The following is a 26,830-nucleotide window of genomic DNA, read 5'->3' as shown; positions in this document are numbered from 1 at the left end:
ATCTGTTCCGCCAGACGTTGTGCCTACAGAAACAAAGTAACCATCTGCATTAGCAATGGCTGTCCAGCTTAAATCTGTTGCGATTGAAACGTTTGTTGCCCCATTCAATGGTATTACTAAATTTGTACAATTCGGAATGGTTGCTAAAGTTTCAGTGGTGAAACTTTCTTCAGTACAACCAGTAGCGTTTCCAACGGCATTATATGGAATTATTGTTACAAAGATTTCTGTGTTTTCAGGTAAATCTGCTGGTAAATCGAATGTGGTATTGGTCACATCTTCATTATCTAAAATATCTGTTCCGCCAGATGTTGTACCTACAGAAACGAAGTAACCATCAGCATTAGAAATGGCTGTCCAAGTTAAATCTGTGACGATTGAAACGTTTGTTGCACCATTTAAAGGTGTTGTTAAACTCGTACAGTTTGGAATGGTAGCTAGTGTTTCAGTGGTGAAACTTTCTTCTGCACAACCAGTAGCGTTACCAACGGCATTATAAGGAATAATCGTTACAAAAATTTCAGTATTTTCAGGTAAATCTGTTGGTAAATCGAAGGTGGTATTTGTAACGTCTTCTGAATCTAAAATGTCTGTTCCACCAGATGTTGTCCCTACAAAAACGAAGTAACCATCTGCATTGGTAATAGCTGTCCAACTTAAATCTGTTACTATAGAAACGTCTGTAGCACCATTTAATGGATTTGTTAGACTTGTACAGTTTGGTAACGTTGCTAATGTCTCTGTGGTAAAACTTTCCTCAGCACAACCTGTGGCATTACCGACTCCGTTATACGGAATTATAGTCAAAAAGATTTCTGTGTTTTCTGGTAAATCTGCAGGAAGATTATATGTTGTTCCTGTAACGTCTAAATTATCTACAATATCGTTTCCTCCAGTTGTTGTGCCAACGGTTAAGAAATATCCATCTGCATTTGCAATGGCTGTCCAACTCAAATCTGTTACTACAGAAACGTCTGTTGCACCATTTAATGGATTTGTTAGACTTGTACAGTTCGGAAGCGTCGCTAATGTCTCTGTAGTAAAACTTTCCTCTACACAACCCGTTGCATTACCTACTGCGTTATACGGAATTATAGTCACAAAGATTTCCGTGTTTTCAGGTAAATCAGCAGGAAGATTATATGTTGTTCCTGTAACATCTAAGTTATCTACAATATCGTTTCCACCAGATGTTGTGCCAACGGTTAGCAAATATCCATCTGCGTTTGCAATGGCTGTCCAACTTAAATCTGTAACTATAGAAACGGCTGTTGCACCATTTAATGGATTGGTTAGATTTGTGCAATTTGGAAGCGTCGCTAATGTCTCTGTGGTAAAACTTTCCTCAACACAACCAGTCGCATTACCGACTCCGTTATACGGAATTATAGTCACAAAGATTTCCGTGTTTTCAGGTAAATCTGCAGGAAGATCATATGTTGTTCCTGTAACATCTAAGTTATCTACAATATCGTTTCCACCAGATGTTGTGCCAACAGTTAAGAAATATCCATCTGCGTTTGCAATGGCTGTCCAACTTAAATCTGTAACTATAGAAACGTTTGTTGCTCCATTTAATGGATTGGTTAGACTTGTACAGTTTGGTACAGTAGATTCTGTAATCGTTAATTCGAAACTAATTTCCGAATTATTACAAGCAGTATCATCAAATACGTAAAGTGTTATTGGATATGTTGGAAAGTCAGAAAAAGCGATAATAGCACCAGCCATATAAGATATTCCTGTTGCATTAGGACCTGTATAATACAGCTCATTTCCTGTAAGATTTGTACCTGTAATAATTGGTAAAGTATAGGTATCTGCAACAGTAAGATTTGCGATAGTATCAAAAATTGGAGAAACACTTAATCCGCCATCAGTAATAGTCCAGTTATCTGTGCTAATCATATTTGCTCTGGCATATTGTGCTTCTTGAGAACAATATCTACTGTTACCTCCACTAAAAGTGACGTTAGGTTGTAGGTTTTGATTATTCCAACCGATGAGTAATGCTTCATAATTTGCAACTGATAGCGTTACACCGCTAAACATACTTGTAGCATTAGTAACATTTGTAACATCCCAACCTCCTATATTTTGGTCAAAACTAGTGGCATTAAAAAACATTACAATCATACTAGTAACCTGAGACACATCCCAAGAGCTTATATCTTGATTGAATGCAGGAGCATTATAAAACATTTGGTTCATATTAGTAACGGCACTAACATCCCAATTTCCAATATCTTGATTAAAACTTGTGGCAATACCAAACATAGTATTCATATCAGTAACATTACTAACGTCCCAATTCCCTATATCTTGATTGAAATTTGTGGCGTTAGCAAACATAATTGCCGTAGAGTTAGCACTTGATGTATTCCAATTACCAATATCTTGATTAAAGGCTGTAGCATTTTCAAATAAGCGTGTCATAGTAACCACATTACTGACGTTCCAATTGCCTATATCTTGATTGAAATTAATAGCATTATTAAACAGCCTTAACATGTTAGTTACTGTGCTCACATCCCAATCCGTAATATCTCCATTAAATACAGTTGCGTCTCTAAAAGCTTCAGACACATTAGTGACGCTACTTAAGTTTGGCGTATCAATAGATGGGTTTGTAATGTTTAAGTTACTACAGCCTTTAAATGCTTGTGTTAACGCTTGCCATTCTATATCTCCCCATTGCTCAATAGTTAAAATTTTATCGCGATCTATGGCATCACCATTAAAATGAATTTGAGGGAATGTACCAGATATTGAAATGGTTTGAATGCCTGGTGCTGTGTATATATGTGTAATATCTCCCATAACATTGGTATCTGTAGTGCCATCTCCCCAATCTATGGTGTAATCATAAGTTAAACCTGGTGCTCTGGTTGGAATTGTAATTGTTTCGTTAGTCGTTGTAGTTTCCCAAGTAGTAATAAAAGGTAGTGTTGTTACAATTGTTTCAGTGGTAAAACTTTCTTCGGCACAACCTACAGCATCGCCAGCAGCATTATAAGGAATTACGGTTACAAAGATTTCTGTGTTTTCTGGTAAATCAGCAGGAAAATCGTAAGTAAATACATTGTTTACATCTTCATTATCTACAATATCATTACCACCCGAAGTGGTTCCAACAGTTACTATATAGCCATCAGCTTCAGCTATATCATCCCAATTGATATTAGTAGTAATAGGTACATTTGTTGTGCCATCATCAGGATTATCTATAAAGGTACAATCTGGGATAGTAAGAATAGTCTCAGTAGTAAAACTTTCACTGATACAACTATTAGCATTTCCGTAGGCATTAAATGGAATAATTCTTATAAATATTTCTGTATCCGATGGCAAATCAAAAGGTAAATTAAAAGTAGTAGCATTTTGAATTATAGAATTTGCTAAATCAAAACTACCTAAAGCGGTTCCAATACGCACAATATATCCAGTGGCATTGGGTACTGCTAACCAACTGATGGCTGTATCTATAGCAACATTTATTTGTCCATCTGAAGGTGATGATAAGTTGGTACAATTTGGTACTGTTTCTGTTGTAAAACTCTCACTAACACAACCGATTGCATTTCCTGTTCCGTTAAACGGAACGATTCTGACAAAAATTTCTGTATCTGCAGGTAAATCTTCCGACAGATTATAACTCGTAATGTTACCTAATGTGATATCTAAGATATCTGAACTACCTAAAGCAGAACCGACTCTCAATATGTAACCAATAGCGTCAGGATCTGCTGCCCATTCCAAATTGGAAGTGACATCCACATTTGTCGCTCCATCTAAGGGTACTAATAAACTTGTACAAAGTGGTCTCTCTACAGCTGCACATGAAGCACTTTCTGGAACTTGTAGTTCGTAAGAGCCCATATCTACTATACTCTCAAAAACTCTAGGATTGCTGAGTAAATCTATATCTAAATTTTGATAGGTATTATTGCCAGCATTTACGGTTGGCGAACAGGCTCTCACTCTAAAATCTGAATCAGCTGGATTGGAAAAACGAGGTCGATTTGCATTTAGTGTGCCATCGAGATTACCTGCTCCTGCAGGATTTTCACCTTTAATTAAAGAATTTCTAACTGTAAGATTTGTAGTGCTACCGGAAAAAGCACTTTGATTGAGGTCGCTTCCAGACCATATAATTGAATTGCGTATCCAAGAAGGTACATCATCATCAAAATCTACTCGCACATGGGTATCTGTATAATTTTTTGCACTAATGGTACTATTTAAAATTCTTAAAGCCACATCAGCTCTAGACTCAACAACCGTATGTGTGCCACTTGCTAAAGTTGAGATGATGGTGGTATTATTAATACGCATCGTGGTTTCATCTAGTCTTATAAACTCGGTATCCGTGGTATTTCCTTCAAAGTATTCGTTATTTAGCCTTGCAATTTGCACTCTATCAAAATCTAAATAAATAGAATTACCATAATATTGATTATAAGATGCTGTAAAATCGTTAACGCGGTCTAATTCAATTTCTCTTCCAGTGTTATCAATAAATGTATTATTACTAATTAGGGCATTTCCAAATTGCATAAAGCCAATTCTTATAACTGGCTCACCGCTTGTGTTATTGCTAAATCGATTATTTGTAATATCGGCACTATTCAAAGTCCAAAAATCTAAATCACCCTCTCCACTATTACCATTATTTTCAAAAACACAGTTATTTATGGCTACATCTGCATCATAACTGATATCAAAAGTAGATCCCCAACCTGAGCGGTTATTTCTAATTTCACAATTATCAAAACTAATATTGGCACCATCATCGCCTCTAAGGTCAACAATAGTTTGAAAAGTACCCGTAGTACTATTGTTTATAAACTTACAATTTATAGCAATAAACTCTTCACCGTTTCCTGTTACAATAGATGAGTTTGTAATTGTATTATCAATAAAATCCGTGTTTTCTAAAGTTAGATAGCAATTTTGAGTGGTTTGTATAACATCTCCGTTACCTAGATTATCACTAAAATTTGAATTAGAGATCGTCGCATTTCCCTCGCTGTGATATATAATTCTAGTTGTACAATTGTTATTTGTGGCAGTTAAATCATCCACAAGCGTATTGATTCCATAAAGCGAAATCACATCACTTCCTACATTATTGTCTATGGTAAGTTTGTTGATCGTTGTATTAGGACTTCTTAGTGTTGCAATGGATGTGCTTGCATTATAATTTCTAATAATTGAATTTCGAATTGTAGTAGTGACGACTTCATCGTAAATAAAAAGAGCTCTGCCTGTACCTCCTTCGAAAGTACAGTTATCTATTAATAGGTTATTTACATTATCATTTCCAAAAAAGTACAAACTAGAACCTGTACAATCTGTGAATGTAGAATTTGTTATCGTACAAAAATCAATATCACCAGTTAAGCGAACGTCGTAAGACGTTGAACCATTAAACTGTACGCGGTTAATGGTTATGTTTGAACTCATTTCAATAGCCGTACTTGCCATAAAAAAACGAACACCTTCTATAAAAAACTCAGCATTTAATCCGATATCAAAAATTCTAGAAATTAAATTACCTGGAATAAAATCTGCTTGAATCTGTGTAATATTTGTATCAATATTTTGTAAACCACCACCAATAGGGTATCCACCTTTAATAGATAATGGAATAACAATGTCAATCTCACTTTCTGGCCTGTAAATACCTTCTGCAATAAAAATAGTATCGTCAGCAGAGGCAGCATCTACCGCACTTTGTATATCTTGAAAAGCCGATGCCCATGTTGCACCATCACCACCAGCTGGTGCAGACAGATCTACATAAATATTCGCTGAAAATATATTTAAGGATAGTAGGAGAAAAGTAAAAAAAAGTAGCCTTTTAATCATTTGGGACTGATTTTTTGGTTGAATAATACTTGTTATGACAAGTATACCATTTTTAATTCTTTTAAAGGTATCACCTAAGCGAGTGCACCCTAATTAATGCGCATTCTTTGATTGATTCCTGTATTCTGAGGGTGTTACACCTGTATGGTTTTTAAAAATTCTATTAAACGTCGATTTACTCTTAAATCCTGAGTCGAATGCAATGGCCAAAATTTTGGTGTCTTTATAATCTGGATCTTTCATCAGTTTTTGCGCTTCTAGAATACGATAGGAATTGATAAAATTGTAAAAATTCTGTTCCATATTGTAATACAAAACTTCCGAAAAATGATGACTACTTATAGCGAGTTGCTGTGCTAAATCCGATTGGGTCATTTCAGGATTAAGAAAGGGCTTTTCGTTTGTCATAAACTCCAAAATACATTTTTTGTACTGTTCGCGTTTTTCAATGGTTAGCGACGAGTTTTTATAAGGCTTAAGAGCACTTCGCGATGTCTCTAAAGTATAATCTGTTTTTTTAGATTGTAATTGTAATGCTGTAAGACTCTGCTGTAATGAATGGTGTTGTAGTTGAAGCTTCTCTTTCTCCTTATCTAATTTTCTTTTACGTTTTACATAAAAAAACAGAAAACTACTTAATACTAACACCGCACCACCACCAATAAATACAATGAAGTTTTGAGTTTTGGTAACACGCTTCAAATTTTTATTGTTTGAATCTATGGTTTCACTTTTTACAGCAATTTCTTTATTTAAATCCGCATTAGAAGCGTCTTTTTTATCTTCTAAAAATTGATTTCTCAAGTATGTATAGGTCTTTTGTGCTTCAATGGCTGCTTTAAAATCATTTTTTTGCTCATAAATTTTGGCTAAATATTCGTGTGCATACATTTCAGTTTCAAACAATTCCTTTTCTTTAGATAATACCTGACACGCCTTCATATCTGCTAAAGCTTCATCTAATTTATCCAAACGAAAATGGGCAATACCTCTGTTTAACAAAAAGGAAGCTCTCTTTTTTGTAGGTTTGCTCAATAAACTAAGGTCTTCAAAAGACTGGCTAATTTCTAAAGCTTTTTCATAATCTTCCAATCCAATGTAAGCATCACTGATATTGTTAATGGCAGAAACCAAAATGGATTCATTATTTATTTTTTCACCTAATGCTTTGGCCTGGTTTGCATAAAAAATAGTTTGCTCATAATCCTTAAACCTAATATAATTGTTAGCTAAACCAATTAAAGCTGCCGCCCTAATGCTATCTGAATTTTCGTAGGTATCTAATAAAATAATCACTTTTTCTATATAAGCTATGGCTTTATCATAAGAACCAATATCATTATATAGGTTGCCCATATTGATTAACACTACAATTTTGGTACGAAAATCGTCAGGAATCAAATCGCATTTATCTAAAGCTTCATGGTATAATTCTATAGCTTTTAATTTCTCACCATGATTTTTATAAAATACCGCTTGGTTGGTTAACCCTAACACATGCATTTTAGTCAGTCCGTTCGTTTTAGCGACTAATAAAAGAGAATCGCTGTAGGCTTTGTGCAAATTATAATTACCTGCACTATAATTGCTTTGCATTTGCTTTAAATAGGTGTTCGCTTGCGCTGTAGCTAACCTTATAGTGTCCTTTTGTGGCTGGCTGTTTGCTGTAAAGCTAAATACAACTAGGATGAAAAATAATATAAACTGTTTTAATTTATTCATACGCTGTAGAGAGGATGTAAAAGTATAGAATCCTTATCTGAGATGCAAAGTTTAGATATTATATCCACTTATTTCACACTGAAAACCGTGAAGATATAAATCAAGTTTATTTAATTTTAAGAGAAAGTAGTCTTACTAAATATTATAAAGTCAACGTTATCTAAGTTATAGGAACTTAAACCTTTGTTAAATAAAAAGAATGAACGTTCATTTTTAATCATATTTGCACTTTAATTAAAACACATGGCGAAACTTCAAAAAAGCATAGACAAACGGAATGCGCTCATTAAAGCGACCATAGGTTTGGTAAACAACAATGGATTTCACGCCACACCTATGAGTAAAATAGCTAAAATGGCCAACGTGTCTCCAGCCACTATTTATCTCTATTTTGAAAACAAACAAGACCTCGTCAATAAAACCTATATCGAAGTAAAAACCAATTACACCACCTACGCTTTCAACACTTACGATCCTTCAACGTCCGTACAATCGGGTTTTGAAACCATTTGGAAACGTATTGCACAATTCAAACTCAAAGAATGTGAGCATGCCATGTTCTTAGCACAATGCGATAATTCACCTATGATCGATGAGCCAAGTCGACAAGCTGGTATTAAACATTTACAACCACTACTCGACCTTTGGGAACGTGGCAAAAAAGAAGGCATTATAAAACCGATTTCAGATTATCTATTATATGCGTATGCTATTAATCCGCTGTCATTTTTAATGATGGCTCAAAAACGAGATGCGTTTCAATTAAATGAAACGCATATTGAAGCCGCTTATCAAGCCGCTTGGGACAGTATAAAAAAGACACACTAAAATGAAAAAAACAGCACTCATATTAGGAGCTTCTGGATTAACAGGAAGTTATGTCCTTCAAAAATTAATAGCCGACGAGCGTTACGACACCATTAAACTCATATCGCGCTCAAAACTGAAAGACCAACCCGCTAAAGTCAGTCAGTTTATAGGCGATTTATTAGACCTAGAGCAATTTAAAACAGATTTTATAGCCGATGAGGTGTATTGCTGTATTGGTACCACTAAAAGTAAAACACCAGACAAAACGCTTTACAAAAAAATCGATTATGGCATTCCTGTTTCAGCTTCAAAATTGGCTAAAATCAATGGCATAGAGACATTTTTAGTGATATCGTCTATAGGTGCTGATAAAAATAGTACCACGTTTTATACCAAGACCAAAGGCGAAATGGAACAAGACGTGCTAAAGCAAAACATCAAAAATACCTATGTTTTAAGACCGTCTTTAATTGGTGGACAACGTCATGAAAAACGCACACTAGAGCATATGGGATTGAAATTTTTTAAAGTCATTCAACCGTTACTGATAGGTCCTCTTAAAAAATATAGAATCGTGAAGGCAGAAACCATCGCAACTGCTATGATTCATTTAGCAAATTCGAATCAGCAACAGACTAATATTATCAATTCAGAAGACATACAACAACTCGGAAATAACAACTAAAATTAAAAATACAACTATGGAATTATTAGACAAATTAAATTGGAGATATGCTGCAAAAGCCATGAATGGCGAAACCGTAGCAGAAGAAAAAATAGATCGCATATTAGAAGCAGCGCGCTTAGCACCAACATCGAGTGGATTGCAACCCTTTGAAATTATAGTGATTAAGAATCAAGAATTAAAGGAAAAAATTAGGCCAGAAGCTTGGAACCAATCCGTAGTAACCGAATGCTCTCACCTACTCGTCTTTGCAGCTTGGGATCATTATACGGCAGATCGTATTAATTATATGTTCGATTTAACCAACGAGATTCGTGGTTTTAAAAATGAAGGCTGGGAAAACTACCGTCAAATGCTATTAAACGCGTATCCGCAACAAGATCCTGAAATTAGCTTTAATCATGCAGCAAAGCAAGCTTATATCGCTTTAGGTACAGCCATGATTGCTGCAGCTTACGAAAAAGTAGACTGTACACCAATGGAAGGATTTAGCGCAGACAAAATCGATGACATTTTAGGCTTACGCGAAAAAGGCCTAAGAAGCACAGTACTCTTACCAATAGGTTATAGAAAGGAAGATGCGGATTGGTTAGTGAACTTGGTTAAAGTGAGAAAACCGATGACAGATTTGGTAACGGTTATGGAGTAAAACTCATTTTCTTTTAAATTATAGGTCACCTTGAGCGCAGTCGAAAGGTCTGAACGCATTAAAATATAGTCTTAAAAAGAACTTATTTAAAATAAAACAAACAACAATGAACAATTTTGAATTTAAAAATCCGACCAAAATCATTTTTGGAAAAAACACCATAGAAAAACTAGAAAACGAAATCCCTAAAGATGCCAAAGTCCTGCTGCTCTATGGTGGTGGAAGTATTAAGAAAAACGGTATTTACGATCAAGTCAAAACAGCTTTAGCGAAAGTAGACGTTTTAGAATTTGGTGGTATTCCTGCAAATCCGGAATATGCCGTTTTACTAGAAGCTTTAAAAATCATTAAAGACGAAAACATCACCTATTTACTAGCTGTTGGTGGCGGATCTGTTATTGATGGCACCAAATTTTTAGCGTCTGCCGCATTATTTGAAGGCGATAGACCTTGGGATATCTTATCTAAAAACATCAGAACAGAAGAGGGAATGCCTTTCGGAACGGTTTTAACATTGCCAGCAACAGGATCTGAAATGAATTCGGGTTCCGTAATCACCAGAGCCGAAACCAAAGAAAAACTAGCCATGGGAGGTCCTGGTTTGTTTCCAGAGTTTTCCATATTAGATCCTCAGGTCATCGTGTCAATTCCACAACGGCAATTGGCAAACGGACTAACCGATGCCTTTACACATGTCTTAGAACAATACATGACCTACCCAATTGGTGCCTTACTACAAGACCGTTTTGCGGAAAGTATCTTACAAACCTTAATTGAAGTCGCACCAAAAGTACTCAAAGATCCTACAGATTATAAAGCAGCCTCTAACTTTATGTGGAGTTGTACCATGGCATTAAACGGATTAATACAAAAAGGGGTGCCAACAGATTGGGCAGTTCATGCCATCGGACATGAGCTAACCGCTTTATTCGGTATAGACCATGCACGTACTTTAGCTATAATTGCACCAAGTCATTATAAGTTTAATTTTGAAACTAAAAAGGAAAAATTAGCACAGTATGCAGAGCGTGTTTGGAACATTACTGAAGGTAGCATTGAAGACAAAGCCAACGCAGCTATTGAAAAAACGGAAGCCTTCTTCCATCAATTAGGTATTAACACCAAACTGTCAGATTATACCAAAGATTACGAGGGTACTGCTGAAAACATCTCAGAACGTTTTACAACACGTGGTTGGGTGGCCTTAGGCGAACACAAATCCTTATCGCCAGATAAAGTAGAAAGCATTGTGAAAATGGCGTATTAATACAAGGTATTGGTATTACAAGTATAAAGTCACATTGAGCGTAGTTGAAATGCTTAAGAAAATGAAGTGCTCCTTATTATGAATAGCGCTCAATGTGATGCTTTACTTATTAAAAAACGCTGAACAACGATCCTTTTACAAACGTTTTACACTTTTTTCACATTTAGAAAACTCTAGCAACCTACATTTACCAAAACAAACAGTATGTGTAGAGTCATGTTATTTTCAAAACACCTAAGCTCATTAAAACCTTTAGTCGCTTTAGTTTTATTATGCTCATCAGTTGGCATTAGTGCGCAAAACGAAAAGCAACAAGCCATTGTAAAAGCCGATAGCACATGGAGTACAGAGATTATTCCATTTCCTATAGACTGGGCTACAAAAATCACCTACTCAGGTTTTGAAGAATTACGGTTCGCACCAAATTGGAACAACGTCAACCATCAAGAATTTTGGACACTCGTAATGTCTTGGCAAGTAGAAACTAAAACAGAAATTCCATTAGAAGATTTACAATTTAATCTCAATCATTATTTTACGGAACTCATGAAACCCAATCATTGGGCTCAAGAATTTCCAGATCCTGAGTTAGCATTAAGTGATTTAGAAGTTTCTGAAAGTGGTACACAATTTAAAGGTGAAATGACCTTTTTTGATGGCTTTCACACTGGTAAAGTCATCACTGTTAAAATTTTAGGTAGTCAGAGGTTATGTAAAACTTCAGGAAAGGCTTTTGTAATTTTTAAGCTCTCACCAAAGGCTTATGGTCAACCGATTTGGAAACAACTTAATGCCATAGCTTTAAAAGAAGATGCATGTGTAGACTAAAGTGCAATCACGTCTATGATATTAATGAACGCCATAGTCGTTTTAAAAACTAATCATCACCTTTATTTCCTTCGGTGAGCCAAAATGTATAGTGTTTCTTTTTTGGAGTTGATAATAAGTTCAGTACAATACAGTCCCAGTTATCATCTACTAAATCATCATTAATAGAGAGCATACCGCCTGATGCAATAATATATAGTGTTCGATTTTCGTCATTAACACCTTCTATGGTTTTAAACAATTCTATATCGGCAGTAAAAGTACCTCCCTCTGGAAGCTCTGCTATAATCTTACCGTCTGCAATACTAATGTTTTTAATTAGTTTTGTTTCAACTCTATTGGTAAAGCCATTAGTCGTGGTTTTTTGTTGTGGCGAAACATAAGTCTGTGCTGCTAAGAATCCATTAAGACCTATACACAAGGCCAACATAATGATTTTAATGTTTTTCATATTATTTTTAATTAGTATTTAAATATACAAATTCCTTTTTTAAAGGCAGCATCACTTTATTCGATGGATGCCATACAGGTCAACTTATTACTTTAAATGTTCTAGGTAGCCAAACCTTATGTATAACTTAAGAACAATTTTTTGTGGTTTTTAAGCCATCACCTAAGGCTTATGATGAAGGAATTTGAGAGGAATTGAATGGGATTGTTTTGAAAGTTGGTGTTTGTTTGGATTGAATCCTTTTTGTGGTTTATTGCTGCCAAGAAAGTCGATATTCCTTCGGCTGAATTAAGTTAGTAAAAATAACATATTTCTCATTACGGGTAAATAATTTCATAAAACAAGATAAAATTAAGTAGTTATACTTCTAGCTCACTCGATGAGCAATAAAAGGATTGCTCCCATTTCCCTGTAATCAGATATAATTCATAATATACAAACCATTCTAAAGTCCACGGAATTATGGTATCAAACACGTTGTGTTTTCTATAATCCCAGTAGAAATTATTTGCTGCTTGATCATATAAGCATATCTCAACCAGAGTTCAGCCGTATCTAAGCCGTATCTAAACCGTATGTGCGTCGGGTCTCCTTCGGGTATGCGCCGGGTCAGCTATGGAAAACTCTTACTGCAATCAAATTAGATAGTGTTCAAGTGTGTTTCTGTTTCTCAAAGTGCGCCGTGATTATTATAATCTAAACCTAAATCCTACTACTAAATTTCAAAATCCCACCAAAACCAATTATCTTGCAGTAACTTCAAATTCACAATAAAAACAAATAAATGCGCTACACCATAATAGACGTTGAAACCACAGGACAAGGCAATCGCATGACTGAAATTTCCGTTTTTAAATACGATGGTACCACAGTGATAGATGAATTTACATCGTTGGTAAATCCCAATAGTTTTATTCCACCGCATATTACAGCACTCACTGGTATTGATAATGAAACCGTTGCCAATGCTCCATCGTTTGAAGATGTGGCAGAAGACATTCTCAGTATTACAGAAGATGCTGTTTTTGTAGCGCACAATGTTAATTTCGACTTTAATGTAATTCATGGAGAATTCAAACGCTTAGGTATTGATTTTGCGAGAAAAAAGCTTTGTACCGTTCGCTTATCGCGTAAATTATTACCAGGACACAGATCGTACAGTTTAGGGAAACTATGTAAAGACCTTAATATTAATTTGGTGGATCGACACAGAGCCAGAGGCGATGCTGAAGCCACCACCATTCTGTTTGAATTACTCCTACAACAACCTGATGCAGATGCCGTTTTTACAGCATTTCTAAATAAAAAGTCTAGAGAAGCCACCTTACCTCCTAACCTACCAAAAGCAACGTTTGAGGCCTTGCCAAATACTGCTGGTATTTATTATTTTAAAGATAAAAAGGGCAACGTCATTTATGTAGGTAAAGCCAAAGACATTAAAAAACGTGTCCTCAGTCATTTCTATAGTAAAACCAAGAAAGCACAAGATATGGTGCGCGAAACAGGTGATATTGACTTTGAAACTTCTGGCAGCGAACTCGTGGCATTACTTATGGAAGATGCAGCGATTAAACATCACTTTCCTGTGTATAACAAAGTGTCGAAACGCACCATTCAGTCGTTTTCCATATTCTCTTATGAAGATCGGAAAGGGATTCTGCATTTAGCGAGTAATAAAGGCCGTTTGGTACCAAATCCCATCATTACGTTTTACAATATTAGAGAGGTGCGTGCTTTTACCGAAAAACTATGCGCAAAGTATAATTTGTGTCCTAAATACTGCCATTTGCAAGAAGCGGTTTCAGAATGTTCGCATTATAGTATTAAAAACTGTAACGGTATTTGTCGTGATGAAGAATCTGTTGAAGAGTACAACAACCGCGTCTTAGAAGCGATTTACGATATATCGGATCATAAAGAAGATATTGTTATGAAAGAAAAAGGCAGACAAGCCAATGAAGATGCTTTTGTAATGATTAAAGGTGGTGCTTATGTTGGTTATGGTTTTATAGAAAAATCGGAACCTATTAACCATATTGATGATTTACAAGCGTTTTTAATTCCACAGAAAGATAATATTGATATTCAGAAGATATTACGTCCGCATTTGATGAAGTTGTAGCTTATGGAAGCTAGCGGATCATTCAAAACGTATAGCTTTAAAATCTTAAACACCACGTTTTTTTCGTGTCGTGATAAAATAAACACCTGTCAATAATACAGCTGCTGCAACGATCGACTGTGTGCTGAGTGTTTCATCTAAAACATACCAACCTAGGAGCATCGCTACAATAGGATTCACGTATGCTGAAGTCGATACTTTTTCGGTAGAAACTTGCTTTAACAGATAATTGAAAGCCGTAAATGCGACAATACTTCCAAAGGTAATCAGTGCCAACATGGTGAGTTGCACTTTAGGACTCCAAGTTAACGGAGACGACCATGTTTCGCCTAAAGACAAACTGGCAGCGGCTAACATGATACTCGCAATGAGCATTTGATAGCCTGTACTCACAAAATAGTTTTTGGGCACATCGGCTTTAGAGACAAACACACTGCCGTAACTCCAACTCAACACACAGGTAAAAATCATAAAAATACCTAATAGCGTTTCTTCGTTGGTCACCAATTCCTTTTGGCTAACGAGCAAATACATGCCAATAATACCAAGACCAACGCCAACTAAGGATTTTGGTCGCATCTTTTTCTTATCTATTAATCGCATAAGCAATAAGACAAACAAAGGTTGTGTGGATGCTAACAAAGCTCCAAAGCCACTATCGATATATTTTAAAGCCCATACAAAAACACCGTTGCCATAAACCAAAAATAAAAAGCCAACAAACGTTGAATTTAAAAGCTGTTTTTTCGTGATTTTGAGATTAAACTTTAAGGCTTTAGCAATACCAAATATTAAAAGACTTGCTACAAAAAAGCGAATGGCTGCCAGAAATAAAGGCGGCAATTCGGTTACTGATATTTTATTAAGTAAATAGGTCGAACCCCAAATTAGGTAGATCGCAATAAATGCAATAATGATGAGCGACTTAGAACTTGGCTTTTGCATGGTTTAGTTGACAATATATTAAATAACCTGTACTCTAACTTTTTTCTTCTTTAAGCGTACATTATTGAGCTTATCAACTAAACGATCTGCAATACTTAAAGGAACGGCAACAAAAGCACAATCTTGTTTCAATTCAATAACACCTAATTGGTCTTTTGTAATGTGACCTTGTTTAAAGAATAAACCTGCGATGTCACCTTTAGAAATTTTATCTTTTCTCCCACCAGAAATAAATAAAGTCGTCCAAAATGGTGGTTTAATTTCACTTCCACTTTTAATACGAATGACTTTAGAGTTTTCAATGAAATCTGGAAACACTTCACGATCACCTTTAATTAAGTAAGCCGTTCCTTTAGAGTTGACTCTGGCAGTTCTTCCGTTTCTATGGGTATATTCTTGAATAGCTTCTGGAATTTCGTAATGAATAATATAACTCATTTCTGGGATATCTATGCCTCGAGCCGCCAAATCACTCGCCACAAGAACAGATACAGAACCATTTCTTAATTTTATCAATGCACGCTCACGATCGCGTTGCTCCATACCACCATGAAAACAGGTATGTGCCACATTCTTTTTATCTAAAAATCGGCTTAAATCTTCGAGACGTTCTTTTTTATTACAAAACACAATACCAGGATCACTACCAACGTGATGCAATAAATCGACCAACGTATTATGCTTATTTGCTGAAGGCGAAACCACTGTTTTAATGTCTAATTTAGAACTTGGCTTTTCCGTTAGAAAATTTAACGTTTTACCACCATCCATTTTCAGATACTTAGGTATTGAAGCTCCTTGTGTTGCAGAGGTTAATATGCGCTTGTTGACGTTGGCTAAATAACCCATAATAAATTTCATTTCACCTCCTGCTCCAACTTCAATAGAAATATCAAACTCATCAATCACTAAAGTTTTTATGAATTTGGTTGTAAAACGCGCTTGTTCAAAATGATCTGCCAAACGACCTGGTGTACCTATTAAAATGGCAGGCGTATGCTTTAATTCAATTTTATCTTTTGAAATAGCACGACCACCATAAATAGCATTGGCTTTATAACCAGAACCCATATCTCTGATAACCGTTTCAATCTGAATGGCTAATTCTCTCGATGGTACAATTATTAAGGCTTGTACTTCTTCACAGTCTGGATCTAAACGCTCGAGCAATGGTAATAAAAACGCTAAGGTTTTCCCTGTTCCTGTTGGAGATAAGAGTATGGTTTTGTCGTTGTTCTCTATGGCTTCTAAGGCTTGTTCTTGCATCGGATTGAGTTGATAGATACTCAGTTTTTCAAGAATCTCTTGTTGTGCTTTGATGTTATTTGCCATTATTGGGTTATTGGGTTATTGGGTTATTAGGTTATTAGGTTATTAGGTTATTAAGTTTATGCCGAAATAACTAAATAACCTAATAACTATGTATCTAATGATAAGTAACTTAATACCTATTTCTTCTTTTTCTTAGCTTTAGAATCACGTTCCTTTGGTTCAGCTAATGTGGTTTGTGCCAATTGATTTGCCAATATTTTTTCAATTAACTCTTCCTTGGTTAAATGATGAAATACGGTTCTCACATCGCGTCGTAACGTTTCTGATATATCACGATTCGGTTTGGTCTTAAATATTTTCTTAGCCCATAACATCGTTTTGTTCTCTTCAATACTTTTAGCGTCTGCTTTTTTATGTTCTTTGAACACAATGCCTAATTCATCTTCAAAATCAGCAATATCGATGACTTCTTCTTGTTGTAAAATCGTTAAAGCTAAACCTTTGGCTCCTGCTCTAGCGGTTCTTCCAGACCGATGCACATAAGCATCATAAGTATCTGGTAAATGATAATTGATAACATAAGCTACATCTTTGATATCTAAGCCACGCGCTGCTAAATCGGTAGCAACCAAAATATCAATATGGTTGTCTCGAAATTGTCCCATAATCCGATCACGAATGCCTTGACTCAAACTACCATGCAAAGCACCAGAAGAGAATTTATTAATCGCTAAATTCTTTGCTAATTTATTAACCGCTGCCTTGGTTTTACAGAATATAATACCACGTTGTCCAGGTTTGCTATTTAAAAAATGAAGTAATACATCTAGTTTTTCAATAGGCTCTACCACCACAAACTGGTGATCAATGCCTTGATGACCAACAGTTGCCATATCAGCTTCAATATGCACCACGTTTTTGGACATGTAATTCTGTACCAATTGTTTTATGCTGCCTGGCATGGTTGCCGTGAATAACAGCGTACGTCGCTTTTTCGGAATTTCTTTAATAATAGCATCCAAGCCTTCTTTTAAAGCGCTCACCATTTCATCAGCTTCATCTAAAATGAAGTAGGTTATTTTTGAAATATCGATGGCATTTCGTTTTACCAAATCGGCTAAACGTCCTGGTGTTGCCACTACAATATGTGTGGTATTTTTTAAACGTTCGATCTGAGGTTTTATGGGAATACCTCCACAAACGGTTGCGATTGAAATACTTGGCATGTGTTTCGCAAAGGCTTCTAAATTAGTGCCAATTTGTTGTCCCAGTTCGCGCGTTGGTGTTAAGATTACGGCTTGTATTTCGGTATGGTCTGTATCTATTAATTGTAATAAAGGCAATCCGAAAGCGGCTGTTTTTCCTGTTCCTGTTTTAGCCAAAGCCACCACATCGTCTTTCTGATTCAATACCACAGGAATGGTTTTTTCCTGTATATCGGTTGGTACTGTAATTTGTAAATCGGCTAGGCCTTTTTGGAGCTGCTTATGAATTCCTAAATCCGAAAAAGAAGTTGGCATAAAAAATAATTTTGCCAAAGGTAACAATACTGTGTCTATAAAAATTTTATAAGTTCTAGTAAAACAGCTAATTTCGCTTTAATATGACATTAATTTTCGCAAACATTAAGCAATACCTTAAAGCACCTTATCCGTATTACTATGATAATAAAACACGATTATTAGTGTCTTTAGGGCTTATTAGTGTCTTGAGTTTTGGATTCTCATATTTTTTTGAACCTTTTGAAGTTAATGCATCAGAACACAAAATTCCATCCTTCTATATTTTGCTTATTCACGCATTTCTCCCTCTACCAATAGCGTTTTTCTACTTTAGCATGGTTAATTTAAGAAAACACCATATATCTAAATGGACTATCGGTAAAGAATTTTTAGTACTATCGATGCTACTTTTAAGCCTTGGTATTTGCAGTTTTTTAATTAGAGATGTTGTTTATACCAATCCAAACAATTGGTCGCTGCGTTATTTTTATGAAGAAATACGAAATACATTTTTAGTAGGTATACTGCTTATAACCGTTATTTTACCTTTAAATTTAGAACGTCTTACTTACAAGCATCAATCGCTTTTAAAACAGATTACTATTTCTCAGGATAAAAAGGAATATTTAGAAAAAGTGTTAATAAAAAACAGCACATCTCATGATAGTTTTGAGCTGATGATTACTAATTTCTTATACGCTAAAGTAGAAAGTAACTACACGGAAGTGTATACCTACTCCGATAAAAATGTATCTAAGATGCTTATCCGGATCACACTTAAAGATTTTGAAAAACAACTAGAGTCATATTCACAAATTTTAAGAACACATCGGTCGTATATTGTAAATCTAGATATGGTGACATCGATAGCTGGAAATGCGCAAGGTTACGAATTATCCTTAAAACACAGCACCGATATTATTCCTGTATCACGTTCTTTAGTAAAGCATTTTAATAGCGTTTACAGTAAATTATAATTTAACTTGCTTTGTATTTCGTCACTTAAGATTGTTAGCAGTCACAAATCGCGTGACGCTAAGCCCTTTATTATTAAGTTTACGTTTTCTACTAAACACCTTTTAAATTGAAGATAAAAAAAAGACGCTACGACATCGACTGGCTCAGAGTCATTGCCATTTTAGCCGTATTTCTGCACCATATTGGCATGCCTTTTAATGGTGATAAATTTCATATTATGAACTTAGAATCAAGTAAAGTGCTTGATGATATGATGGTCTTTTTTGAACAATTTCGATTGCCTTTATTATTTCTAATTTCAGGAATAGGTACCATGTTTGCTTTTTCAAAACGAACATCGTTTGAATTTATAAAAGAACGCAGTAAACGCTTATTAATTCCTCTTTTTTTCGGAATCCTAATAATCATACCTCCACAAACTTATTTTGAACACAAAGCAAATTTTACGTCCTATGCAGATGTTTATAGAAATTTCTCTTTTGATGTCAATCATCTGTGGTTTATAGAAAACCTATTTCTAATGTCTATCTTTTTTATTCCTTTAATACTAGTGCTAAAATCCTCAAAATCTGATAGCTTCATAAAACGTTTTGAAAGGTTATCTTCCAAAAAAATAGGCCTCTTTTTAGGTGTGTTACCCTTATTATTGATTAACGTATATCTTAAGAAACACTATGCGTCAGATTCAAAAGACATCACTAACTTGTCTTCAACATTTTATTACAGTTACTTTTTTGTTTCAGGAATGCTATTTGCTAGTTCGTCTCATATTTGGAATAACTTAAAAACGCATAGAAAATTTAATGCTAGTGTATTTTTAATAAGTAGCGCATTATTCTACAGTTACTACTTTATGCCTAACAGCATAATTGCGCCTTACCTTTCTGTTGAAACACGATGGAGTTTGTGGTATGCCCTTTGTGCACTTTTAGGATGGACCTTTGTCATTGCACTATTGGGTTATGGTCAACTGTGGTTCGATAAAAATAGTAACTTACTTCAACGTTGCAACGAAGCCATCTATCCATTCTATATCTTACACCAAACTCTTATAGTGGTTGTAGGTTATTATATAGTTCAGTTAGAACTCGGTATACCGATAAAACTCTTGTTGCTATTAAGTATAACATTTATCTTGACACTAACGATATACCGTGTGTTCATTTATCCTTTTAGAATCACAAGATTACTTTTCGGCATGAAAAAGAAAGACTAATGAGGGTTGAACCGTAAATTATATTCAAAATATGGTTGTCATGAGATATGATTAAAAAAATCAGCTCATTTCATTTATTTAACCCTCACGTCGTAAAACTTCTAAAGGAGAACTTTTTAATACGGTTTGAATATTACTCAATCCAATCGCTAAAACTAAAAGTGTAATACCTGGTAAAAACACTAAAAACGGTACTAAAGAAGGTACAAACGGAGCTTTAAACACAAATAAGGCCAAACATAAACTACTCAATAAAGCTAATAATATGCCTACCAAACTTCCTAAAAGTCCTAAACACAGATACTCTAAAGCCGAAATCTTTAATATTTGAGCATTCTTTGCACCTAAGGTTCGTAACAACACACTTTCTTTAATGCGTTGATATTTGCTAGTGCGCACGGAACCTATTAGCACAATAATACCTGTAAGAATACTAAAGAAAGCCATAAAATTAATTATCCAAGAGACTTTATCTAAAATGTCTTCCACAATCGTGTAAACCTGTCTTAAATCAATAATAGAAACATTTGGATATTTTGACACCAAATCGCGCTGTAAATCTGCCGAACTTTTTTCATCTGGTACCTTTGTGGTTATGACATTAAACTGTGGTGCTTTTTCTAACACACCTGCAGGAAAAACAATAGAAAAATTAAGTTGTAATTGTCCCCAATCTACCTTTCGGATGCTACCTACGGTAGTTTCCATCAACACGCCTTGTACATTAAAAACAATAGCATCACCAACTGCAACTTTGGCATCTCTTGCTAAGTTATCTGAAATGGAAATGACTATAGCATCGTCCTTGGATAATTCTGGTGTCCACTCTCCTTCTAATAGTGTTTCCGAATCAATTAAAGCATTACGATAGGTGGTTCTAAATTCGTGATTTAAAATCCAGCGTCTAATTTGGCGTGTAGAATCTTGTCGCAATGCATTAATCAATTGGCCTTTAATACTGTGCATACGCATGGTAACCAATGGAATATTGTTAAGTACAGGCAAGTCTTTCGCTTTGATTAACTCTCCAATCGCTTCGCGTTGTTGGGTTTGCACATCTAAAATTATCACATTGGCATTAGCCGACGTATCGCCAACCTCAGTTTTTGCCAATAAAATATCCTTTGTAAAATATAAAGTGCTAATTAAAAATGTGCCTAAACCAATAGCAACGACTAATACCACGGTTTGATTATTCGGTCTAAATAAGTTTAATAAACTTTGGCGTGCTGTAAAACTCCAACGTTTTGGAAAAAAACGGCGAATCGCTCTAATAAAAAGTGTAGCCACCACTGCTAAAACAGCAAATGTGACCAGTGTAGCCAACACAAAACCCAAAGCATAAACGGCATTTTGAAGCAACCAAAATGAAAATAAAAATAGAAAACCTAAAATAGCACTAAACACCAGAAGTCTGATTTTTAAAGGCTCTTGTGTGGCTTGTTCGTCAACCCGCAGTACTTCTAATGGAGACACATACCAAGTTCTTAATAATGGTAACAAGGCAAATAGTACTGACATAAATAAGCCGAGAAACACTCCGATAACAATAGGTTGTGCTGAAATACTGACTTCAACCGTAAACGGAAGAAATTCTTGCAAGATGTATGGAAATAATTCTTGTAATGCGATGCCAATAAGCGAACCAATCAACCCACCAACCACACCAATACCTGCAATTTGAATTAAAAAGATGAGGAAACTCTGTTTTCTTGAAGCTCCCATACATTTTAAAACGGCAATGGCTCTTAATTTCTCTTTAATGTAAATATGAACAGAACTAGCAATACCAATACAACCTAAGAGTAAGGCAATAAAAGCGGCTAAATTTAAAAACTTCCCAACATTATCATACCGCTGTCCCAAACGCTGACTCGTACTTGTATGTGTATCTAAATCTGCTTTTTCATCCTCGAGCATTGGCTGTAAGGCTTTTTCTAGGCGTTCTAAATTTAAAGTATCAGACGCTTTATAAAAGAATTGATATTCTTTACGACTTCCAAATTGAAGTAACTCAGTATCTTCAATAAAACGATAAGGAATAATAATTGGTGGTGCAACAGAGGTTGAAATCGCTGTACTTCCTGGAATCGCTTTTAAAGCTCCTACAATAGGTAACGTAAGTTCACCAACTTGTATAGAATCACCAGGTTTTATATTAAATTGTAGTAATAAAGTCGCATCAACTAAAGCTCCACCTAAATCTTGATATGTAGTTGCTGCTGAGGTGGGTTGCGTATCAATATCTCCGTAAAATGGAAAATCACCTTGCATACCGCGTACACGTACTAATTTGGTGCCACCATTTTTAGGAAAGGCGATCATGGAGACAAAATTTACTTCTGAAGCATCAGGTTGCAACGAATCTATAATAGTTTTAGCACGTGGAGTTGGTTGCTGTCTGGTATCAATAATATAGTCTGCACCCATTAAAGCTTTAGACTGCACGCGTATATTGTCTTTTAAATTGGTGCTAAATAATTGAATAGACACCACGGCTGCAATACCCAAAATAATAGAAGCCATGAACAATAGTAATCGTACACGACTCGCCTTAGCATCGCGCCATGCCATTTTAAATAACCATGTTGTATTTGAAGTCATAAATTGATTCACCTTAAATTAAGACACTGACGTCAGTTGGTTGGTTAAAATTTGTCCACCTTTAAGTCGTAAAATCTGTTGGGTACGGTTGGCTAAATCTAAATCGTGAGAAATAATGACCAACGTTGTGCCAGCTTCTTTATTCAAATCAAACAATAGTTTAATAACTTTTTCGCCTGTTTCTTCATCTAAATTGCCTGTTGGTTCATCGGCAAACAAAATAGATGGAGTGTTTGCAAAGGCTCTTGCTAAAGCCACTCGCTGCTGTTCTCCACCAGAAAGTTGTGATGGATAATGATGAAAACGGTCTGCCAAACCTACTTTTTCTAATAAGGCCATACTCTTTTTAACAGCACTTTTATGACCTTGAAGTTCTAAAGGCACACTCACATTTTCCAAAGCCGTTAATGTTGGTAATAATTGAAAGTTTTGAAAAATAAAACCCACCTCTTTATTGCGTAATTGTGCACGCTGATCTTCGTTTAAGTCACTTAAATTTTGTCCGCATAATTCTACAGTTCCAGCATTGGGTTCGTCTAAACCTGCACACAAGCCTAATAAGGTCGTTTTCCCACTTCCTGAAGGCCCAATTATAGAAAATGTTTGTCCCTTTTCAACTTCAAAAGAGATATTTTGCAAAACCGTTAATTGTTTGTTACCACTAGAATATGTCTTTTCTAGCCCAGTTATCTTTAATATCTTTGGCATATTAATTTTAATTTAATTGACACCTTATGTCGAAGGCTGAAAATAATCAATTGCGTTCAATTCTACCAGTAGCATTGGCTTCTAAAATCTTAAAGTTTTGTTATTTTATAAGCTGCTTTTTAGTCTTAGCCTGTGGAGATGCCAAAACCAAAGAAACGTCACCTATGGCTGAATCTGATTCAGTAACAAATGAAGCTGTAACAGCAAAAACGACGTCTAAAACGATTTTATGCTTTGGCGATAGTATTACCGCTGGTTATGGCTTAGAGGATAGTGATGATGCGTTTCCTGCGTTGCTACAAGAAAAAATAGATACATTGAACTTAAATTATACAGTTGTAAATTCTGGTTTAAGTGGAGAAACGACAGCTGGTGGTAAAAGTAGAATTGATTGGATTTTAAATCAAGATATTGCTGTTTTTTTACTAGAATTAGGCGCTAATGACGGTTTACGTGGTGTGCCATTATCTGAAACACGGACTAATTTACAAGCCATTATTGATGCTGTAAACGAAAAAAGTCCTGAAACCACCATTATATTAGCAGGTATGGAACTACCACCAAATATGGGACAAGATTACACGAGTGAGTTCAGACAATTATATTCAGACTTAGCAAAAGTGAACAATTTACCGTTTATTCCTTTTATTTTAAAAGATGTTGGTGGTATTGCTACTCTGAATCAAAGTGATGGTATTCATCCTACGGTTGAAGGTCATCAAATCGTAGCGCAAACCGTTTGGGATGTGCTAAAGCCAATTATAACCAAGTAATACCAAAATATACGTGCAACAAATAAAGGATTACTTAGATCAAATAGCAAGCATATCGACTTCAGATTGGGATTTTTTCACCTCAAAACTGCAACCTAGAGTGATTAAAAAGAAAGCCATTTTTCTGCAATTGAATGCGATTGAAAATCACATATCATTTATAGAATCTGGTGTGGTACGTTTGTTTATTCCTAAAGAAAATCCGGATAAAGAAATTACCTTTGGATTTAGTTTTAAAAATCAATTTATCAGTGCTTACGATTCGTTTTTAACACAAACACCTTCGGCTTATCAGCTACAAGCACTCACAGAAACCAGCCTATTAAGTATCACTTATGCGGATTTACAAGACGTTTATAACAACACGCAAATAGGGAATCTTATTGGCAGACTTACTGCTGAACGTTTGTTTTTATTGAAGTCTAAACGCGAACAAAACCTATTAAATTTATCGGCTGAAGAACGCTATCTCAAATTATTTAAAGAACGACCAGAATTATTAAAAGTAATTCCGTTAAAATACATCAGCTCTTATATCGGTGTCACAGCACAAGCCTTAAGTAGAATAAGAAAGCGCGTCTAACATTTCCCAACTCAAAACTCTGAACTCTGAACTATGAACTATAAACTCTGAACTCACAACTCAATTAATTGATTTGGGTTCATTGTTTAGCACACCACTGCCATTTATCTTTGTAAAAAAAGCTATGGCTATCATCATATTTGTACTCGTACTTTGGTACGGAGGTTTATTTTTTCAATCCTTCTTTTTACATCGTTATGCAGCGCATCAGGTGTTTACAATGTCTAAAACTATGGAGCGTATCACTTTTGTGCTGACTTGGATTTTCCAAGGTTCAAGTTACTTAAGTGCTTATGGTTACGGTATTATGCATCGCATGCACCATGCCTACACAGATACCGAAAAAGATCCGCATTCTCCATCACACGATGCCAATCTCTTCGCCATGATGTGGAAAACCAAAACCATCTATCAAGATATCAATCAAAATCGAATTGAAATAGATGAACGTTTTACTAAAAATGTACCACAATGGAAAGGTTTTGATCGTTTTGCAAGTTCCCGTTTATCGCGCGTTCTTTGGATTTCCTTCTATGTTTTATTCTTTGTGCTTTTTACCACAGCTACTTGGCAATGGTTTTTGTTACCAATTACGTTTTTAATGGCTCCTATTCATGGTGTAATTATCAATTGGTTTGGACATATTTATGGCTACGTGAATTTCAAAATGAAGAATACAAGTAAAAATTTATTTCGTTTCGATTTTCTTATGATGGGCGAAGGCTACCACAACAATCACCACAAGTATGCCAGTAGAGCTAATTTTGGCGTAAAATGGTACGAAATTGATCTCACGTACGTTATTATAAAGATTTTGGATACTGTCGGTTGCATTCAACTGAAGCCGATTAGAGTGAAATCGAAGTAAGCTATTTTAAATGTGATTTTTATTTCTCAGTAAAACCACTAAGGAACGGTTGTTGATGCATCATCTTCTATAATTTTAAATATAACAAAATCAGACGAAGAACGTATTAGTCTTAGTATTTATAGCCGTTGGACTCTTAAATGGATTTGGTCAATCTAAAAAAAATGATCTTAAACTTACCGTTTCAGCATTACCGCTTTTTGGGTCGTCAGATGGATTTGAATCTGGGATAAACGGACTTGTTATAAAACCTGCGATAGGTTATTTTATTTCCGATAAAACGTCTATTGATTTGAATTTTTCTTATGCCACGTTGAACGATTTAACCGTTGGTAATGTCGATTCATATTATAACTCTTATGCTTTTATTCCCACATTGCGAAATAATTTTGCTAATAAAGAAAAAATGCGAATTTTTGCTGAATTTGGTTTTGGCTTTGGTACTATTAAATACGAAGCCAATAATAACGATGCTACTAATGCTCAGCATCGAGAACTTAGCGGAGGCATTTCTGTGCTAAATATTGGACTTGGAGGAAATTATTTTTTTAATGAAAAATTTGGACTCGAAATTATCATTCCGTACATAAGTACCAAAAATATCACTTCAGATAACATAAACAATCTATATTCTGGTATTGGTCCAACACTTGGCTTAACTTATGTGTTGAATTAAGAGCATCTGCCATTTCAAAACAAGTAAAATAGGAACTACTTCGCTTTAGCTCATAAAAAAACCCATCATTACTGATGGGCTTTTCATTAAACTTTGTAGTATATGTATTAGATAACTTTTACGTTTACTGCGTTTAATCCTTTTTTACCTTCTTCAAGATCGAATTCAACTTCATCGCCTTCACGAATTTCGTCAACTAATCCAGAAATGTGTACGAAGTGATCTTTGTCTACTCCTTCTTCAGTGATAAAACCAAATCCTTTGGCATCGTTGAAAAACTTTACTGTTCCTTTACTCATA

21 protein-coding genes are annotated in these 26,830 nt (G+C 35.2%); 12 read left to right on the top strand and 9 right to left on the bottom strand.

Annotation, left to right across the window (positions count from 1 at the left end; all coding sequences use genetic code 11):
* Both AB8B52_RS10935 and AB8B52_RS10930 read right to left on the bottom strand, forming a co-directional pair.
* On the bottom strand, nt 1-5,871 hold a 5,871-nt coding region (locus AB8B52_RS10935), incomplete at its 3' end, for a BspA family leucine-rich repeat surface protein (RefSeq protein WP_406028014.1).
* Between the two features lie 93 nt (nt 5,872-5,964).
* Nucleotides 5,965-7,593 carry a helix-turn-helix domain-containing protein gene (locus AB8B52_RS10930; RefSeq protein WP_406028013.1) on the bottom strand — a complete coding sequence of 543 codons (1,629 nt, stop codon included), beginning with the start codon at nt 7,591-7,593 and terminating at the stop codon, nt 5,965-5,967.
* Nucleotides 7,594-7,836: 243 nt separating this feature from the next.
* On the opposite strand from AB8B52_RS10930, the gene AB8B52_RS10925 reads away from it, so the two are divergent.
* The 5 genes from AB8B52_RS10925 (at nt 7,837) to AB8B52_RS10905 (ending at nt 11,832) form a co-directional block, all read left to right on the top strand.
* On the top strand, nt 7,837-8,421 hold the full coding sequence (locus AB8B52_RS10925; RefSeq protein ID WP_406028010.1) for a TetR/AcrR family transcriptional regulator: 585 nt from the start codon (nt 7,837-7,839) through the stop codon (nt 8,419-8,421).
* 1 nt (nt 8,422) lies between these two features.
* Nucleotides 8,423-9,088, top strand: a complete 666-nt coding sequence (locus AB8B52_RS10920) for an NAD(P)H-binding protein (protein WP_406028008.1) — start codon at nt 8,423-8,425, stop codon at nt 9,086-9,088.
* Nucleotides 9,089-9,104: 16 nt separating this feature from the next.
* The gene (locus AB8B52_RS10915) at nt 9,105-9,737 is read left to right on the top strand and encodes an NAD(P)H-dependent oxidoreductase (RefSeq protein ID WP_406028006.1); all 633 of its coding nucleotides are present in this window, start codon (nt 9,105-9,107) and stop codon (nt 9,735-9,737) included.
* 106 nt (nt 9,738-9,843) lie between these two features.
* Entirely contained in the window at nt 9,844-11,004 is a 1,161-nt protein-coding gene (locus tag AB8B52_RS10910; RefSeq protein WP_406028004.1) for an iron-containing alcohol dehydrogenase, read from the top strand.
* A gap of 204 nt (nt 11,005-11,208) precedes the next feature.
* Nucleotides 11,209-11,832, top strand: a complete 624-nt coding sequence (locus AB8B52_RS10905; RefSeq protein WP_406028003.1) for a hypothetical protein — start codon at nt 11,209-11,211, stop codon at nt 11,830-11,832.
* Nucleotides 11,833-11,881: 49 nt separating this feature from the next.
* Here AB8B52_RS10905 and AB8B52_RS10900 read toward each other — a convergent pair whose 3' ends face one another.
* Nucleotides 11,882-12,283 carry a hypothetical protein gene (locus AB8B52_RS10900; RefSeq protein ID WP_406028001.1) on the bottom strand — a complete coding sequence of 134 codons (402 nt, stop codon included), beginning with the start codon at nt 12,281-12,283 and terminating at the stop codon, nt 11,882-11,884.
* A gap of 784 nt (nt 12,284-13,067) precedes the next feature.
* Between AB8B52_RS10900 and AB8B52_RS10895 the strand changes: the two genes are divergently transcribed.
* Nucleotides 13,068-14,405, top strand: a complete 1,338-nt coding sequence (locus AB8B52_RS10895; RefSeq protein WP_406027999.1) for an exonuclease domain-containing protein — start codon at nt 13,068-13,070, stop codon at nt 14,403-14,405.
* A 45-nt stretch (nt 14,406-14,450) separates the two neighbouring features.
* Here AB8B52_RS10895 and AB8B52_RS10890 read toward each other — a convergent pair whose 3' ends face one another.
* The 3 genes from AB8B52_RS10890 to AB8B52_RS10880 all read right to left on the bottom strand — a co-directional run bounded on the left by AB8B52_RS10890 (nt 14,451) and on the right by AB8B52_RS10880 (nt 18,142).
* Nucleotides 14,451-15,350, bottom strand: coding sequence for an EamA family transporter (locus AB8B52_RS10890; RefSeq protein WP_406027997.1), 900 nt, complete (start codon nt 15,348-15,350; stop codon nt 14,451-14,453).
* 18 nt (nt 15,351-15,368) lie between these two features.
* Nucleotides 15,369-16,682 carry a DEAD/DEAH box helicase gene (locus AB8B52_RS10885; protein WP_406027995.1) on the bottom strand — a complete coding sequence of 438 codons (1,314 nt, stop codon included), beginning with the start codon at nt 16,680-16,682 and terminating at the stop codon, nt 15,369-15,371.
* 116 nt (nt 16,683-16,798) lie between these two features.
* A complete protein-coding gene (locus AB8B52_RS10880) occupies nt 16,799-18,142 on the bottom strand; it encodes a DEAD/DEAH box helicase (protein WP_406027993.1) in 1,344 nt (447 codons plus the stop codon).
* 83 nt (nt 18,143-18,225) lie between these two features.
* Between AB8B52_RS10880 and AB8B52_RS10875 the strand changes: the two genes are divergently transcribed.
* Together AB8B52_RS10875 and AB8B52_RS10870 are read left to right on the top strand one after the other, a co-directional pair.
* Nucleotides 18,226-19,101, top strand: a complete 876-nt coding sequence (locus tag AB8B52_RS10875; RefSeq protein ID WP_406027991.1) for a LytR/AlgR family response regulator transcription factor — start codon at nt 18,226-18,228, stop codon at nt 19,099-19,101.
* A 107-nt stretch (nt 19,102-19,208) separates the two neighbouring features.
* Nucleotides 19,209-20,318: an acyltransferase gene (locus AB8B52_RS10870; protein WP_406027989.1), complete on the top strand. Its 1,110-nt coding sequence runs from the start codon at nt 19,209-19,211 to the stop codon at nt 20,316-20,318.
* A 78-nt stretch (nt 20,319-20,396) separates the two neighbouring features.
* Here AB8B52_RS10870 and AB8B52_RS10865 read toward each other — a convergent pair whose 3' ends face one another.
* Both AB8B52_RS10865 and AB8B52_RS10860 read right to left on the bottom strand, forming a co-directional pair.
* Complete coding sequence (locus AB8B52_RS10865; RefSeq protein WP_406028016.1) at nt 20,397-22,892, bottom strand: ABC transporter permease; 2,496 nt, start codon at nt 22,890-22,892, stop codon at nt 20,397-20,399.
* Between the two features lie 48 nt (nt 22,893-22,940).
* The gene (locus AB8B52_RS10860) at nt 22,941-23,630 is read right to left on the bottom strand and encodes an ABC transporter ATP-binding protein (protein WP_406027987.1); all 690 of its coding nucleotides are present in this window, start codon (nt 23,628-23,630) and stop codon (nt 22,941-22,943) included.
* Nucleotides 23,631-23,656: 26 nt separating this feature from the next.
* Between AB8B52_RS10860 and AB8B52_RS10855 the strand changes: the two genes are divergently transcribed.
* From AB8B52_RS10855 to AB8B52_RS10840, 4 genes are all read left to right on the top strand, one after another.
* On the top strand, nt 23,657-24,403 hold the full coding sequence (locus AB8B52_RS10855; RefSeq protein WP_406027985.1) for an arylesterase: 747 nt from the start codon (nt 23,657-23,659) through the stop codon (nt 24,401-24,403).
* A gap of 13 nt (nt 24,404-24,416) precedes the next feature.
* On the top strand, nt 24,417-24,986 hold the full coding sequence (locus AB8B52_RS10850) for a Crp/Fnr family transcriptional regulator (RefSeq protein ID WP_406027983.1): 570 nt from the start codon (nt 24,417-24,419) through the stop codon (nt 24,984-24,986).
* 124 nt (nt 24,987-25,110) lie between these two features.
* Complete coding sequence (locus tag AB8B52_RS10845) at nt 25,111-25,854, top strand: acyl-CoA desaturase (protein WP_406027981.1); 744 nt, start codon at nt 25,111-25,113, stop codon at nt 25,852-25,854.
* Nucleotides 25,855-26,146: 292 nt separating this feature from the next.
* Nucleotides 26,147-26,530 carry a hypothetical protein gene (locus AB8B52_RS10840; RefSeq protein WP_406027979.1) on the top strand — a complete coding sequence of 128 codons (384 nt, stop codon included), beginning with the start codon at nt 26,147-26,149 and terminating at the stop codon, nt 26,528-26,530.
* Nucleotides 26,531-26,637: 107 nt separating this feature from the next.
* Here AB8B52_RS10840 and AB8B52_RS10835 read toward each other — a convergent pair whose 3' ends face one another.
* Nucleotides 26,638-26,829: a cold-shock protein gene (locus AB8B52_RS10835; RefSeq protein ID WP_092467858.1), complete on the bottom strand. Its 192-nt coding sequence runs from the start codon at nt 26,827-26,829 to the stop codon at nt 26,638-26,640.
* Nucleotide 26,830 lies beyond the last annotated feature (1 nt).

Source organism: Winogradskyella sp. (assembly GCF_045105575.1).
In the GTDB taxonomy this organism is placed as follows: domain Bacteria; phylum Bacteroidota; class Bacteroidia; order Flavobacteriales; family Flavobacteriaceae; genus Winogradskyella.
The sequence above is the reverse complement of the archived record's forward strand: the minus strand, read 5'-3'. Positions and strand labels throughout refer to the sequence as shown.

What these genes read in the sequence shown, in the direction of transcription:
- AB8B52_RS10905 (WP_406028003.1), top strand. Translation starts at nt 11,209, where the DNA reads ATGTGTAGAGTCATGTTATTTTCAAAACACCTAAGCTCATTAAAACCT.
- AB8B52_RS10835 (WP_092467858.1), bottom strand. Translation starts at nt 26,829, where the DNA reads ATGAGTAAAGGAACAGTAAAGTTTTTCAACGATGCCAAAGGATTTGGT.
- AB8B52_RS10880 (WP_406027993.1), bottom strand. Translation starts at nt 18,142, where the DNA reads ATGCCAACTTCTTTTTCGGATTTAGGAATTCATAAGCAGCTCCAAAAA.
- AB8B52_RS10895 (WP_406027999.1), top strand. Translation starts at nt 13,068, where the DNA reads ATGCGCTACACCATAATAGACGTTGAAACCACAGGACAAGGCAATCGC.
- AB8B52_RS10845 (WP_406027981.1), top strand. Translation starts at nt 25,111, where the DNA reads ATGGCTATCATCATATTTGTACTCGTACTTTGGTACGGAGGTTTATTT.
- AB8B52_RS10860 (WP_406027987.1), bottom strand. Translation starts at nt 23,630, where the DNA reads ATGCCAAAGATATTAAAGATAACTGGGCTAGAAAAGACATATTCTAGT.
- AB8B52_RS10925 (WP_406028010.1), top strand. Translation starts at nt 7,837, where the DNA reads ATGGCGAAACTTCAAAAAAGCATAGACAAACGGAATGCGCTCATTAAA.
- AB8B52_RS10865 (WP_406028016.1), bottom strand. Translation starts at nt 22,892, where the DNA reads ATGGCATGGCGCGATGCTAAGGCGAGTCGTGTACGATTACTATTGTTC.
- AB8B52_RS10920 (WP_406028008.1), top strand. Translation starts at nt 8,423, where the DNA reads ATGAAAAAAACAGCACTCATATTAGGAGCTTCTGGATTAACAGGAAGT.
- AB8B52_RS10875 (WP_406027991.1), top strand. Translation starts at nt 18,226, where the DNA reads ATGACATTAATTTTCGCAAACATTAAGCAATACCTTAAAGCACCTTAT.
- AB8B52_RS10910 (WP_406028004.1), top strand. Translation starts at nt 9,844, where the DNA reads ATGAACAATTTTGAATTTAAAAATCCGACCAAAATCATTTTTGGAAAA.
- AB8B52_RS10885 (WP_406027995.1), bottom strand. Translation starts at nt 16,682, where the DNA reads ATGGCAAATAACATCAAAGCACAACAAGAGATTCTTGAAAAACTGAGT.
- AB8B52_RS10890 (WP_406027997.1), bottom strand. Translation starts at nt 15,350, where the DNA reads ATGCAAAAGCCAAGTTCTAAGTCGCTCATCATTATTGCATTTATTGCG.
- AB8B52_RS10855 (WP_406027985.1), top strand. Translation starts at nt 23,657, where the DNA reads ATGTCGAAGGCTGAAAATAATCAATTGCGTTCAATTCTACCAGTAGCA.
- AB8B52_RS10915 (WP_406028006.1), top strand. Translation starts at nt 9,105, where the DNA reads ATGGAATTATTAGACAAATTAAATTGGAGATATGCTGCAAAAGCCATG.
- AB8B52_RS10930 (WP_406028013.1), bottom strand. Translation starts at nt 7,593, where the DNA reads ATGAATAAATTAAAACAGTTTATATTATTTTTCATCCTAGTTGTATTT.
- AB8B52_RS10900 (WP_406028001.1), bottom strand. Translation starts at nt 12,283, where the DNA reads ATGAAAAACATTAAAATCATTATGTTGGCCTTGTGTATAGGTCTTAAT.